Origin of the sequence: Niallia sp. FSL R7-0271 (assembly GCF_038005785.1) — a bacterium.
GTDB lineage: Bacteria > Bacillota > Bacilli > Bacillales > Cytobacillaceae > Niallia.
On the sequence record NZ_JBBOTZ010000001.1, the window covers coordinates 3283030 to 3298155 of the forward strand.

Annotated in this window: 12 protein-coding genes; 1 reads left to right on the forward strand and 11 read right to left on the reverse strand. The window is 40.0% G+C overall.

Translation table 11 applies throughout. The features are described from left to right. Positions 1 to 3 precede the first annotated feature (3 nt). From lgt to MKX82_RS16850, 10 genes are all read right to left on the reverse strand, one after another. Complete coding sequence (gene lgt, locus MKX82_RS16805) at positions 4 to 819, reverse strand: prolipoprotein diacylglyceryl transferase (protein WP_341079574.1); 816 nt, start codon at positions 817 to 819, stop codon at positions 4 to 6. A 42-nt stretch (positions 820 to 861) separates the two neighbouring features. Beyond that, positions 862 to 1788 carry an HPr(Ser) kinase/phosphatase gene (gene hprK, locus MKX82_RS16810; protein WP_233316620.1) on the reverse strand — a complete coding sequence of 309 codons (927 nt, stop codon included), beginning with the start codon at positions 1786 to 1788 and terminating at the stop codon, positions 862 to 864. Positions 1789 to 1974: 186 nt separating this feature from the next. Further along, positions 1975 to 2337, reverse strand: coding sequence for a phage holin family protein (locus tag MKX82_RS16815; RefSeq protein ID WP_233319465.1), 363 nt, complete (start codon positions 2335 to 2337; stop codon positions 1975 to 1977). Between the two features lie 6 nt (positions 2338 to 2343). Beyond that, a complete protein-coding gene (locus MKX82_RS16820; protein ID WP_237941899.1) occupies positions 2344 to 2529 on the reverse strand; it encodes a PspC domain-containing protein in 186 nt (61 codons plus the stop codon). Between the two features lie 18 nt (positions 2530 to 2547). Then, positions 2548 to 3657: a DUF4097 family beta strand repeat-containing protein gene (locus MKX82_RS16825; protein WP_237941900.1), complete on the reverse strand. Its 1110-nt coding sequence runs from the start codon at positions 3655 to 3657 to the stop codon at positions 2548 to 2550. 336 nt (positions 3658 to 3993) lie between these two features. Next, positions 3994 to 6870, reverse strand: coding sequence for an excinuclease ABC subunit UvrA (gene uvrA / locus MKX82_RS16830; RefSeq protein WP_237941901.1), 2877 nt, complete (start codon positions 6868 to 6870; stop codon positions 3994 to 3996). Between the two features lie 8 nt (positions 6871 to 6878). After that, on the reverse strand, positions 6879 to 8858 hold the full coding sequence (gene uvrB, locus MKX82_RS16835) for an excinuclease ABC subunit UvrB (protein WP_233319473.1): 1980 nt from the start codon (positions 8856 to 8858) through the stop codon (positions 6879 to 6881). 309 nt (positions 8859 to 9167) lie between these two features. After that, complete coding sequence (locus MKX82_RS16840; protein ID WP_233319475.1) at positions 9168 to 9398, reverse strand: CsbA family protein; 231 nt, start codon at positions 9396 to 9398, stop codon at positions 9168 to 9170. A gap of 36 nt (positions 9399 to 9434) precedes the next feature. Continuing rightward, positions 9435 to 10289, reverse strand: coding sequence for an STAS domain-containing protein (locus MKX82_RS16845; protein WP_233319477.1), 855 nt, complete (start codon positions 10287 to 10289; stop codon positions 9435 to 9437). Positions 10290 to 10582: 293 nt separating this feature from the next. Next, the gene (locus MKX82_RS16850) at positions 10583 to 10870 is read right to left on the reverse strand and encodes a hypothetical protein (RefSeq protein WP_237941903.1); all 288 of its coding nucleotides are present in this window, start codon (positions 10868 to 10870) and stop codon (positions 10583 to 10585) included. Positions 10871 to 11161: 291 nt separating this feature from the next. On the opposite strand from MKX82_RS16850, the gene MKX82_RS16855 reads away from it, so the two are divergent. Beyond that, positions 11162 to 12193, forward strand: a complete 1032-nt coding sequence (locus MKX82_RS16855) for an HD-GYP domain-containing protein (RefSeq protein WP_233319481.1) — start codon at positions 11162 to 11164, stop codon at positions 12191 to 12193. A gap of 38 nt (positions 12194 to 12231) precedes the next feature. On the opposite strand, the gene adhE is transcribed toward MKX82_RS16855, so the two are convergent. Then, a complete protein-coding gene (gene adhE / locus MKX82_RS16860; protein WP_341078619.1) occupies positions 12232 to 14844 on the reverse strand; it encodes a bifunctional acetaldehyde-CoA/alcohol dehydrogenase in 2613 nt (870 codons plus the stop codon). Between the last annotated feature and the right edge of the window lie 282 nt (positions 14845 to 15126).

Genomic DNA, 15126 nt, shown 5'->3' on the forward strand with positions numbered 1-15126 from the left:
CTTCTAATTACTATTCTCCAAATAACGCTCGCTTGCCAATCCTGATTTTCTTCTGTAAACAACGACAAGTGCCGACAACACAATGAGCGCCAGGGAAATAAGCTGTGCCATTCTAAGGTCGCCAACCATTAAGCTGTCTGTTCTCATACCTTCAATAAAGAAGCGGCCGATTGAATACCAAATAACATAGCTTAAGAAGATTTCGCCTCTTCGCAAGTTAACTCTTCTTAAAACAATTAAAATGATAAATCCAACGATATTCCATAGCGATTCATACAAAAATGTCGGATGGTAATACGTACCATTGATATACATTTGATCAATAATGAATGGAGGTAAATGAAGTCCTTCTAAAAATGATCTGCTGACTTCCCCACCATGAGCTTCCTGGTTCATAAAATTGCCCCAGCGGCCAATTGCTTGACCTAAAATAATACTTGGAGCTGCAATATCCGCCATTTTCCAGAAAGAAATGCCTCTTTTCTTTGTAAATATGTATGTGGTAACAACTGCTCCAATCAATGCACCGTGAATAGCAATACCGCCATTCCAAATTTTCGGTATATCGCCTAAATGGTTACTATAGTAGTCCCATTCAAAAATAACATAATAAATACGTGCTGATATGATAGAAATTGGAATGGCCCATAGCATTAGGTCAGGGAAATCATCCTTCCCAAGCCCTCTTCTGCTTCCTTCGCGAATGGCCAAAATCAAAGCCAGAACGAGTCCGGTACCGATGATTACTCCATACCACCGGACATCAAGGCCTCCTATTGAAAATGCAATAGGATCAATTGGCTGTATATTCTCCACTATTATTCCTCACCTTTCCCCTGTGTATTTATCTCTATTAGGCTATCATTCATTTTCGTGAGATATCACGTTTGCAAGCTTATTCGTAAATTGCTGTGCAGCATTAACACCCATTCGTTTCAGGCGGAAATTCATCGCAGCAACCTCAATGATAACTGCCAAGTTTCGTCCAGGACGTACAGGAATTGTCAGCTTTGTCACATCTGTATCAATGATTTTCATCTTCTCTTCATCCAAGCCTAAACGGTCATACTGCTTGTTCTGTTCCCACAGCTCAAGTGACATAACGATGGAGATCTTTTTGTCGCTTCGCACTGCTCCAGCCCCAAACAATGTCATAACATTAATGATACCAAGTCCGCGGATTTCTAGAAGATGCTCAATTAACTCAGGTGATCTTCCAACAATTACACCTTCATCCTCCTGGCGGATTTCAACACAGTCATCAGCTACTAGGCGATGCCCTCTTTTAACAAGTTCCAGAGCTGTTTCACTTTTACCAACACCGCTTTTTCCAGTTATCAGTACGCCCACACCATAGATGTCAACGAGTACGCCATGAACGGCAGTAGTCGGTGCAAGCTTGCGCTCTAAGAAATTAGTCAGTCTGCTTGAGAATAAAGATGTTTTTTGTTTTGAACGCATAACAGGCACCGCATTTCTTTCCGATGCTTCAATTAGTTCAGCCGGAACCTCTTTATTTCTTGTAATAATAATTCCCGGCGTGATGTCATTACACAGTCTTGTAAGTCTTGTTTCCCGCTCTTCTTCACTTAGCTTTTCCGCAAACGTAAGCTCCGTTTTGCCAAGAAGCTGCACCCTTTCTGCAGGATAATAATCAAAATAACCTGCAAGCTCCAGTCCAGGTCTAGATATATCGCTTACCGTAATCGGTCTATTAATTCCTTCTTCACCGCTGATTAGTTCTAAATCAAACTCTTCCATTACTTCTTTTATTAATACCTTAGCCAATGGGGTTCCTCCTTCAAAGGTTCAATGCTGTTATATTAAATACATTTTCGCATCATCTTATTTTAGCATTATTCTTTAAATTTATGCTAGATTCTGACTATGTTAATTATCGTTTTTCACAAGCCTTTTACAAATACTAAAAAACAAAAAAAGGCCGGTGCATAAGCACCGCCTTTTTCGTTGCTTTCAGCTTTTTTTCTCGCCACTTTTAAGCATCGTGTTCTGAATAATAATATTAAACAGGGAAAGCAGAATGCTCGCTAGAAGGCTCATGCCAAAGCTTGAAATTTCAAAGCTGTCTCCCATTAGACGATCTGTTAATGAGAGTGTGATCGCATTGATCACAAATAAAAACAAACCTAACGAAAGTATTGTTACAGGGAGTGTCAATAAAATCAGGATAGGCTTCACCACAATATTAAGCAATGACAAAATGATACTAGCCCCAATTGCAGCTCCTATGCCTGACAGATAGAAAGAATCTTTGAACAAACCCGCCAATGCAATAAAAAACACGGCATTTATAACAATACCTAACAACCACTTCATATTTTCCTACACCTCATTTGGAAGAACAAATGTCATAATCAAATAAATCAGCACTAGCGAAAAGCCAGTTGGAATCAGTGCTAGAAGAAAGATTCCTCGCAACAGATTTGCATTAATATTGATACTTTCTGCAAGTCCGCCGATTACTCCTGCCAGTTTCCGATTATTTGTTGAGCGCATCAATTTCTTCATTTTATCTCCTTTCGAAGATTACTGTTGCTCCCGTTTCTTAATTTTGATGGAACCTGTTTTTGTGTTCGCTTCTATTCTTGTTCGTTTATCCAACGATTGAATAGACTGAAATTCCATCACTTTTTGGAGCACATCATTTTTTTCTTCTATTATTTGTATACCCTCAAGTTCAACATTAAATCCGCCAAAATTAGTCTTTAAGCTACCTGTTACGGCAAGCTCCTCTGGAAGCTGAACTTCAATGCTGCCTGTTGTCCCTTTTAACTCAAGCACCTCAATTTCTTCCGAATGGTCGATGCAAAGGATATTGCCATTAAAGGATTGAAGATCAACTTTTTTGAAAAAGCCTTCAGCCTTTATAGCTCCATTCAATGTTTCCCCGTCCAGCTCTTGAATCACACTGTTTTCAATTACTATACCGCCGTTTGCTGAATCTGCTTCCAGCTTTTCACTTTGCCCGGCATTTATTGTAATTTTCCCGTTTGCTGTTTTCGCATAAACCTGATCTGCGAAAAGATCATATGTTTTAATGGATCCGGTAAACAGTCTTACTTTTGCGATGTGGTACGTATTTTTTGGAACATATAGCTTCGTCTGCAGCTTCATCCATTTATGGTTCACCTTTATCTCTAGAGCATCTTCTTTCGCCTTTACTTTTACCTCTTTTAAAAATAAATCCTTCGCCTGCTCACTGGAATCGACCCTGTAGATTTTCGCTTTGCATTCAATCCGAATCTCCTGCTGATCCCAAGGAATAAGCTCTACTTCACCGTTTGGAATGTCAACATCGATATTTTTCGGGAATACCTCTGTAAACTGAAAAATATGCGATACTTCTTCATGTCTCGTAATATTTAACTGATCGAGATCCACTTCCTTAACCTTCTTTACGGCAGTATCTACAAAATCAAACAGTTTATCTTTAGCTGACTGGAATTTAAATGCCGATTGCTGATATGGTTCTTTTTTCTTTTCCTGAAATACAGACTCATCAAAACTCTCATCGTCGGTTTTTAGTGTTTTAGCTAAATCTGCTTCCTCTGCCTTTTCTATTAGCGACAACGCCTCATCAATTGTCAGCTTGCCTTCCTCTAAAAGCTGCAGTATTCTTCTTTTTTCATCCGCCATTAATATTGCCTCCATTCTATCCCTAAGTGGTATATGTTTCCCTACTTGAGTAAAACTTTAAGCATAGCTATAAATGCAGCTGCTTTTTTCTGTCTGTGTATTTCTGTTTAGAACGTTAAGTAAATGTAAAACTAAGGAAAGCTGTGATACCTCTTGTTCTTCCCTTTCCTATTATTACGAATGAAACAATCTTAAAGTTTCATCTAAGCTGGGAATTGAGCATTTCTTTCTATCGTATGAGCATTATATAAAATTAAGAATAATGTCCACCTGGAAGTTAAGTATTAAAAAACCGGCCTCTGGAGTAATATCCAAAAGCCGGTAGGGCAGGATGCCTTATCCTGTTGTTATTTCCTCTGCATCTTTAATGCTTTGCTTCATACGCAGACGGTCTCTTTCCAGAATTGGTTTTAAATACTTTCCTGTATAGGAGCCTTCAAGCTCAGCGATCTTTTCTGGTGTGCCGCTTCCCAAAATAGTGCCGCCTTTGTCTCCTCCTTCTGGACCAAGATCGATAATATAATCTGTCGCTTTAATAACGTCAAGATTATGCTCAATTACAAGCACAGTATCTCCATTGTCGACAAGACGCTGCAGGACACCTAGCAGCCTTGATATATCATCAACATGCAAGCCTGTTGTCGGCTCATCCAATATATAGAAGGTTTTACCCGATGATCTTTTGTGCAACTCAGAAGCAAGCTTAACCCTTTGAGCTTCACCGCCTGACAGTGTTGTTGCTGGCTGTCCTAATTTGATATATCCTAACCCTACATCGACAATCGTTTGCAGCTTGCGGTGAATTTTCGGGATATTTTCAAAGAAGGAAACAGCATCCTCGACTGTCATGTCAAGCACATCGGAAATATTTTTCCCTTTGTACTGCACTTCTAGCGTTTCCCTGTTATATCGTTTTCCATGACAGACTTCACATGGGACGTACACATCTGGCAGGAAGTGCATTTCAATCTTGATGATTCCATCTCCGCGGCAAGCCTCGCATCTTCCGCCTTTAACATTGAAGCTGAATCTGCCCTTTTTATAACCGCGAACTTTCGCTTCATTCGTTGTAGCATAAACATCCCGGATATCATCGAATACGCCAGTATATGTGGCAGGATTGGATCTAGGTGTGCGGCCGATAGGAGATTGGTCGATATCAATTACCTTTTCAAGCTGCTCAATTCCTTTTATTTCTTTATGCTCACCCGGTTTTGCCTTTGCCCTGTTCAATTTTTGGGCAAGGCTTTTATGAAGAATTTCGTTTACGAGCGTGCTTTTTCCCGATCCGGAAACGCCTGTGACTGCTGTAAACACCCCTAGCGGTATTTTCACACTGACATTTTTGAGATTGTTTTCTTTTGCTCCGATAATTTCCAGAACCCTGCCGTCATTTTTTCTGCGCTCAAGCGGCAGTGGAATAAACTTTTTACCTGATAAATATTGACCGGTTATGGAATTATCATCTTCCATTACTTCCTGTGGAGTTCCCGTTGAAATTATTTGTCCGCCGTGAACCCCTGCTCCCGGACCGACATCGATTAAATAATCTGCTTCCATCATTGTATCTTCATCATGCTCTACAACAATTAGCGTATTTCCGATGTCCCTCATATGCTTCAATGTATCAATCAATTTGTCATTATCTCTTTGATGTAGCCCAATAGACGGTTCATCTAGTATATAAAGTACGCCAGTCAGCCGTGAACCGATTTGCGTAGCAAGTCTGATTCGCTGCGCTTCTCCGCCGGATAAAGTTCCTGCAGCTCTGCTAAGTGTCAAGTAATCCAAACCAACATTATTAAGGAAACCAAGACGCTCTGAGATTTCCCGCAGAATTAGATTGGCTATTTGTTGTTCCTTTTGTGTTAAAGTAAGATTTTCGAAGAAGTTCTTCCCTTCAAGGACGGATTTTTCCGTCACTTGGCCGATGTGCAAGCCGTTCACAAATACTGCCTGAGCTTCCCTTTTTAAACGGTAGCCTTTACAAGTCGGACAATCTTGCTGCCCCATATACTTCTCCATTTGTTCCCGGATGAAATCGGAGCTTGTTTCCTTATATCGTCTTTCCACATTGCGAATAACACCTTCAAACTGGATATCATTTTCCCTTACTTGGCCAAAATCATTTTCATAACGGAAATGGATTTTTTCTTTGCCTGAGCCGTAAAGAATTTTATCCAGCATTGGTTTCGGAATATCTTTAACAGGTATATTCATGTCAATGCCATAATGGTTGCAGATACTTTCCAAAAGCTGCGGATAATATTGGGAACTGATAGATTCCCATGGTGCTATCGCGTTTTCCTTTAATGTGAGATTCGGATTAGGAATAACCAGTTCAACATCCACCTCTAACCTCGATCCAAGACCGTCACATTCAGGACATGCCCCAAACGGACTGTTGAAGGAGAATAATCTCGGTTCCAGCTCTCCGATGGAAAAACCGCAGATTGGGCAGGCATGATGCTCGCTGAACAGGAGCTCTTCCTCTCCAATCACGTCAATAATTACTTTTCCGCCGCCAAACTGAAGAGCAGATTCAAGGGAATCAGCAAGACGCTGAGAGATCCCTTCTTTAACGACAAGGCGGTCAATTACCACTTCAATATTGTGCTTTTTATTCTTCTCAAGCTCAATATCATCGCTCAGCTCATGCATTTCTCCATCTATTCTGACACGAACATAACCTTGCTTCTTAATATCCTCCAGCACTTTCACATGTGCCCCTTTTCTGCCGGAAATGACAGGTGCAAGCACTTGAAGTCGGGTTCTCTCAGGGTATTCCAATATGCGGTCAACCATTTGTTCTATTGTTTGCGAAGTGATTTCAACCCCGTGCTCCGGACAAACCGGCCTGCCGATTCTGGCATACAGCAACCGCAAATAGTCGTATATTTCTGTAACCGTGCCGACAGTCGACCGCGGATTTCGGCTCGTTGTCTTTTGGTCAATGGAAATGGCAGGAGACAAACCTTCAATTGAATCAACATCCGGTTTATCCATCTGCCCAAGGAATTGGCGTGCATATGCTGATAAAGACTCAACATAGCGCCTTTGTCCTTCTGCATAGATAGTATCAAAAGCAAGAGAGGATTTCCCTGAGCCTGACAGTCCTGTGATTACAACAAGCTTATCTCTTGGTATAGTAATATCAATATTTTTCAGATTATGTGCCCTTGCACCTTTAACAATCAATTTATCTTTTGCCATTTCAGCCTTCACCCCTCTGCCTTAAGCTCAAGCAGCAAATCGCGGAGTTCTGCAGCTCTTTCGAAGTTGAGAGCTTTTGCAGCTTCCTTCATTTCTGCTTCCATTTGTGCAATCATTGCTTCTTTGTCTTTTTTCGTCAACTTTTCCAGCTTAGCAGATGCTGTATACTCTTCCGGCTCCTCTGCCGCCTGTGTTGCTCTTATTGTGGCTCTGATTCCTTTTTGGATCGTCTGTGGCGTAATGCCGTGCTTTTCATTATATTCTTCTTGGATAGCGCGGCGCCGTTTTGTTTCATTTATCGCTATTTCCATCGAGTTTGTCATTTTATCTGCATACATAATGACATGGCCATTCGAATTTCTCGCCGCACGGCCGATTGTTTGAATCAATGAACGCTCAGAACGGAGGAAGCCCTCTTTATCTGCATCCAGAATAGTAACAAGAGATACTTCCGGTATGTCCAGTCCTTCCCGCAACAGGTTGATTCCGACAAGTACATCATATTTGCCTAAACGAAGCTCCCGGATAATTTCAATCCGCTCTAAGGTCTTTACCTCAGAATGGAGATATTGAACCTTTATGCCGATTTCCTTCAAATAATCCGTCAAGTCTTCGGACATTTTTTTCGTTAAGGTAGTTACAAGTACCCTTTCGTTCTTTTTAATGCGTTCCTGAATTTCACTAATCAGATCATCTATCTGTCCTTCAATCGGTCGGATATCAATCGTCGGATCAAGCAAGCCAGTCGGTCTGATAATCTGCTCAATCATTTCCGGAGTATGCTCCAGCTCATATGGTCCAGGAGTTGCTGAAACACAAATCATCTGATTGATATGCTCCTCGAATTCACCAAACTTTAATGGCCTGTTGTCCATGGCTGACGGCAGTCGGAATCCATGTTCAACAAGCACACCTTTGCGCGCTTGGTCTCCGTTATACATCCCTCTGATTTGCGGCAATGTAACATGGGACTCGTCAATAACTAGCAAGAAGTCCTTCGGAAAGAAGTCTAATAATGTATATGGTGTCGAGCCTGGAGGTCTTAATGTTAAATGACGGGAGTAGTTTTCAATTCCCGAACAGAAGCCCATTTCCCTCATCATTTCCAAATCATATCTGCAGCGTTGTTCAAGTCGCTGTGCCTCTAACAGCTTATTGTCCTCCCGGAGCTTTTCAAGCTGCTCTTCCAGCTCTTTTTCAATATTTTCTATTGCTATTCTCATTTTCTCTTCTCGTGTAACGAAGTGGGAAGCTGGGAAAATGGAAACATGATTTCTTTCTCCAAAAATCTCTCCTGTCAATGCATCCACTTCACGGATGCGATCGATTTCATCTCCAAAAAACTCCACTCTAATGCAGCGCTCGTCACGGGATGCTGGGAAGATTTCGACGACATCTCCCCTTACGCGGAACGTTCCCCGCTTAAAGTCAATGTCATTACGGTCATACTGGATATCAACGAGCCTGCGAAGGAGCTGATTGCGTTCAATCTCCATACCTGCTCTCAGAGACACCACCATTTCCTTATACTCTTCAGGAGAACCTAAGCCATAGATGCAGGAAACACTAGCAATGATGATGACATCTTCCCTCTCAAACAGCGAGGCAGTCGCTGAGTGACGAAGCTTATCAATCTCATCGTTTATGCTGGCATCCTTTTCTATGAAAGTATCTGTGCTCGGCACATATGCTTCAGGCTGATAATAATCATAATAGCTGACAAAATACTCAACCGCATTGTTCGGAAAAAACTCCTTGAATTCACTGTAAAGCTGACCTGCCAATGTCTTGTTATGTGCAATGATCAATGTCGGCTTTTTTACTTCCTTAATAACATTGCTGACAGTAAATGTTTTTCCTGTCCCTGTTGCACCAAGGAGCGTTTGGATTTTTTTGCCCGAATTTATTCCAGAAACGAGCTGTTTAATTGCCTCGGGCTGGTCCCCATCAGGGGAATATTTAGAAACTAATTCGAATTCTTGGGTCACTGTAATCCTCCTGTTTCTTCCTTCTGTACTATAGGTTTCATTGATTTTCCTAATGATTAATAGGGGCTGTATATGTAAATGTAATTCAAAAATCTATTTAAGACACATCTTATAAACTATCCAAATTTAAGATTTGATATATCACCATTCTACCACAAACTTCCCTATTCAAACCAATAATATGCGAACGAATATTCCCCTTTTTTTATTTTTTGTTGTTTTTTAAATAAAAAAAGAATGCCCTTCCTTAGGATGATTCTCCGCGAAGGAAACATTCACCTGTTTAAAGAAGGTCATTCTTTTCATTATTTATTCAGCGGCTTTAGCACTCTGTTTTTTCAGTCTGCCGCTAAGCCAAAACCCCACAGTCAGGGAAAATGCATCAATCACAATCAGCAAAAAGGAATTCGTATATCCCTTATACGCGGAGGCAGCGATCAACGCAACCGTAAGCACTAAAGCAACTACTCGATTGTAAGCCACCCTTGTAAAAAGCATAACTAATAATCCGGGAAAAATAAGTGCAGCTAAATAGATCATCTTATATTGATACACCTCTTTTTTGCTTGAGCGTTATTATCCTTCAATAACCGTAATGCCAAGTCTGGATAAAGCACTGGCAAGATTATTAAAGATTGGAATCCTGCTGAAGTCTACACCGAGCTGAATCGCAGTCTGTGCCACTTCTGGACGCAGGCCTGAAAGGTAAGCTGTAACACCAATCAGGTTTAAAGCATGGATAACATGAAAAATTTGCTGTGCTACCATTGTATCAATAATTGGTACGCCAGATAAGTCAATGAACAGCTTTTCCATATTATTATTATTACACTGCTTCAATGTAGTTTCCATAATAATATTAGCTCTTTGCGTATCGATATCCCCTAACAACGGCAGCACTCCAATTCCCTTTGTAATCGGGATGACAGGGCTGCTCAGTTCATAGATGGTCTCCTGCTGTGCAGAAAGCTGCTGATGCTTAAATTTATCGTAGTATTCTATAAAAATATTTGTAAAAATATCAAAGGCATAATTTGTTAAACGCAACCAATTGAACATGTTGCTGATACTGAAATTCTCTTGAGACTCCTCTGCGAATTTCTGAATATATTTAATTAAGATAGATTTGACGCATGTCAGCTGTTCAATCGACTCTAGTATCGGTACAGCGTCCTGAGATCTTTGTTTGGCGACCTTTACAGCCCACTCCGAAATACTTGCTTTATAAACAGTTTCCTCCGAATGAAAGACATGCAGTACATTCTTTACAAGCGTATGATAGCTGTTAACCAGCTCCTCTTTAATCGGCTGGCCCTCTTCAATCCTGTAGAATGCTGATTTATTTGTACTTAACGTCTTTAGCCATTCCTCTGCCATACTTTCTATCTGTTCATTTAAATAATTATATAATTCTTTTTTGCAGTCAGACACGTAATTCTCCTCCTAAAGGTAAGCGACAGTTCAATCTCTCAAAATAACAAGCTTTTAATTCCGCCAGTTTCATAGCAGCCTGTGCATTCACTATGTGGAAGGATATAACCAATAGCAATTGTACTATATATGGGCAGTATCTAACAGCAAAGCAGCTTGACTATCAATGAATCAAATGGCAGCTTTATTAAGCTATTGACCAAACTATTAGAAAGGGAATCCCTAGAATGCAGCTTGCAGCTTTATATCAAACAGGTAGGTTATGTGGAACTATTTTTCCAAAAGACCTGTCTTTAGTTTTTTATCAGTCCAGTGGCAATTACTTGAAAAAGAGGCTTCACGGACGAAGATCTTTTTTTGGCATTGCTCACCATCACAATTATTTCATTCAATTCTTGCGGAGTAAGTTCTTCTATGATCCATTCCGCCAATTCATGATGGCTTATAGATATATTCTTATACGGAATTTTAATTGTCCGACATTGCATTAACTCTTTCCTCAGAATATTTACATGATATTCATATCTTGATAATCCACTTTGTCTAGTATTCATCCCTTGTGTCCAATCCTCTTTATACATAGTTGCACCTCACTTTAGTTACAAACACTTGCAGACCTTCAAAATTAGAAACTTTTTATTTAAGTGTAAATATATCTACTTGATTAGTAGAGGTCAATCACGAAAGGCATTATCCTCCTATTATGGAAGGAAATTAGGAACAATGTCGTATACATGCTAGGGAAATAGTCTATTCCACTTCCCCGTTTTGTAAGGTAAAATTTACTACATAATGTATATACAAATATTTACCCCGTTTCCCATTTCATACACTGCTAAATGCTTCGTGATTTACTATGAGGAGGAATCAATATGGATATTGAAAAAATAAAAGCACAATATATCGGAACCCAATTAAAAGAAGATATCTTTTCAAATTCCATCGAAGGTCTTTTGCTGCTAAAAAAAGGCGCTGTTTTGGAAGATACCCATATTGATCTTCTTTTAAACCACAAAGTTGATGTTTCTAGTTTGACTTCTATTTCCGAAACTAGTGAGGCTTTGTCTGCTGAACAAGCTTACTTTGCTATTTTTACACAAGTGGAAGAAACTTTTGCCTCATTAATCAACAAAAGTGAAGAAGGTCTTGAGGAGTTACTCTCTGACTATAGGATTCTTATCGACCTTGCCTTACATGACATTACCATTCTAGACTTTATTCTCGATGATACGCATACCAGCAACTCTATCTACAAGCACAGTATCAATGTCGGCATTATTTCCGCGCTCATTGGACAAATACTAGGCTATTCTAATAGAAACTGTCACTTACTAAGCCAAATGGGTTTATTTCACGATATTGGAATGCTCCTAATCAAAGATGAAATTCTTAATAAGAAGACAAAGCTGACTCATTCAGAATATAAAGAAATCCAAAAACATACGACTTTAGGAAAAAGTATTCTATTCTCGATTAACTCATTAGATATCATCATCTCAAGAACAGCTCTGCTTCATCATGAAAAAATAAATGGCAAAGGATACCCACTTAACCGGCAAGAAAAGGATATACCATTTATGATTCAAATTATTTCCGTTGCCGACATCTTTAATAGTATGTGCTCAAGTACGTGGCATCAAAAGAAAAAGACATATTTCGAGGCCATCAATGAGCTAATTGATGAGGCCCATGGAAATGCCATCAATCCCGCAATCGTCATTCCTTTTGTTTCGTATCTTATGCGAAAGCAGCTCTTTAAAAAGGTGAAACTAAATACAGAGCAAACAGCGGAGATTATCTTTATTCATCCAAATGAGCCCCATTTACCTCTTGTCCGTATTGAGGATGACTATTTGGATTTGCGTAAATCAGCTTCTACTAAAATAATAGATAGGCAGGCATAACAAAAGACCACAGATAAGCTGTGGTCTTTTGTCTTTACTTATACTCCTTTATACGCTTTTCGATAAATATCGGCCAAGTCTGCAACTAATGGCAGCTTAGGATTTGCTGTTGTACATTGATCTTCAAAGGCTCGATCTGCCAAATAGTCCACCTTTTCTTCAAAGGCTTTTGCATCAACTCCATTAGCAGCAATGCTCATTGGGATATGGAGCTCTTTTGCCAAACGGATGACTGCTTTAACAAAGCTGTCTACTCCTTGTTCTGTTGTGTTGGCAGGAAGCCCAAGTATTCTTGCCAATTCAGCATAGCGCTCATCTGCCTTGAAATACTCATATTTAGGAAATGCTGTGAATTTTTTTGGTTTTTCCGCATTATAGCGAATAACATGCGGCATTAGTATCGCATTTGAACGGCCATGGGCAATGTGGAACTCTGCCCCCAGCTTATGGGCTAGGCTGTGGTTTATTCCTAAAAATGCATTTGCAAACGCCATGCCCGCAATGGTAGAGGCATTATGAACCTTTTCACGCGCTTCCTCGTCAGATCCGTTGCGATAAGCTCTTGGCAAGTATTCAAAAATTAATTGCACCGCCTTAACAGCCAATCCATCTGTGTAGTCATTAGCCATATTGGAAACATAAGCCTCTACCGCATGTGTCAGTACATCCATGCCTGTATCTGCTGTAACAGCAGGAGGAACTGTCATTACAAATTGCGGGTCAACGATGGCAACATCTGGTGTTAACTCATAATCTGCCAGCGGATATTTAATATTATTTTCTTTGTCTGTAATAACGGCAAAGGACGTGACCTCAGAGCCTGTTCCAGATGTTGTCGGTATCGCTACAAATTTTGATTTGCCTTCAAGACTTGGATACTTGTAAACTCTTTTTCTTATATCAAGGAATTTCTGCTTAAGTCCGAAGAAATCCTCATCGGGATGTTCATAGAACAGCCACATTCCTTTAGCCGCATCCATCGGTGAACCTCCGCCTAATGCAATGATGCAGTCAGGCTGGAATTTAGCCATCATTTCCGTTCCTCTGACAACAGTATCTAAAGATGGATCTGGTTCAACATCAGAGAATACTTCGACTTGAACAAGGTCTGATCTTTGTCTTAAATGATGAAGCACCTTATCCACATAGCCAAATTTGACCATATAGGGGTCTGTTACGATAAAGACACGTGAGATATCCTTCATTTTTTGTAAATACTGAACAGCATTTTTTTCAAAATATATCTTTGGCGGAATTTTAAACCACTGCATATTCACATTCCTTTTAGCAAGTTTTTTTACATTCAATAAATGCACATCTGTTACATTAGTGGCAACTGAGTTTTTCCCATATGATCCGCATCCCAGCGTTAAGGACGGCATAAACGCATTGTATATATCCCCGATTGCTCCTTGGGAAGATGGCGCATTGCAGATAATGCGGCATGCCTTCATTCTTAAGGCAAACTCTTTCGTTACATCTTCATCCTCTGAATGAATGACAGCAGAATGCCCTAATCCGCCGAACTCAAGCATCTCTTCAGCTCGCTTCAGTCCCTCTTCTGTTGATTCAGCTTTATAGCATGCAAGGACAGGACTTAGTTTTTCTCGGGAAAGAGGATATGCTGGTCCGACTCCTTCCAGTTCAGCGATTAAAATTTTTGTATCTTTATGAACTTGCACTCCAGCCATTGCTGCAATTTCATAGGCAGGCTTGCCAACAATATCCGGGTTTACTGCACATGTATTTACATTGATAACTAGGTTTTCTACCTTTTTTTGCTCTTCTGGATTTAAGAAGTGGCAGCCATTTTGGATAAGCTGACCTTTCACTTCCTCATAAATTTCCTGATCGACGATAACCGCCTGTTCAGATGCACAAATCATTCCATTGTCGAAAGTTTTGGATAAGATTAAATCATTGACTGCTCGTTTTACTTTAGCTGTTTTCTCTATATAGCAAGGTACATTCCCAGCTCCAACACCTAAAGCTGGTTTTCCGCAGCTGTATGCGGACTTAACCATGCCTGGTCCGCCTGTTGCTAATATCATAGAAATTCCTGGATGATTCATTAATGCCTTTGTCGTTTCAATGGATGGTTTTTCAATCCATTGGATGCAATTTTCAGGTGCACCTGCTTTAACTGCTGCATCCCTTAAAATTTTTGCTGCTTCACTGCTGCAGCGCTGTGCAGATGGGTGGAATGCAAAGACTATCGGATTGCGTGTCTTAATAGCAATAATGGCTTTAAACATCGTTGTGGAAGTTGGGTTTGTCACAGGTGTGACACCTGCAATAACACCGATTGGGTCAGCAATTTCAAAGATTCCGGCCGCATCATCCTCACTGATTATTCCGACCGTTTTGTCATATTTTAAACTGTGATAAATATATTCAGTGGCAAAAATATTTTTCGTAATCTTATCCTCATAAATCCCTCTTCCAGTTTCTTCAACTGCAAGCTTTGCCAAGTACATATGCTTATCGAGTCCTGCCAATGCCATTTCCTTGACTATATGATCAACCTGAGCCTGATTAAGCTTATAAAATTCATCCAGCGCCTGTTTGCCTTTCTCAGCAATCTCATCAATAATTGCCTGCACATCTGCAGCTTCCTGCTTTAGCTTTACATCCTTTTCGACAGTTGACATCTTTTAATCCCTCCAGAATTTTTCCTTTTTCGAAACAAATATATTTTGTGAATAATTTCACAAGTTAACTTTAAAAGAAAAACCGAATTGTCAGCTTTATGACCCGGTTTATCTTTTAAAGGATAACCACAAAGAACTTGGATATTTATCCCTTTAGAACCAATAATTTTTACTTACAAGCATATCTTAATCACTTTCCAATCAAACTGCAATAGGTTCTCTTTGATTTGTTCAGCATTTCACAAACTTGTTCACCTATTGTTCACAATTGCATATTTTTTA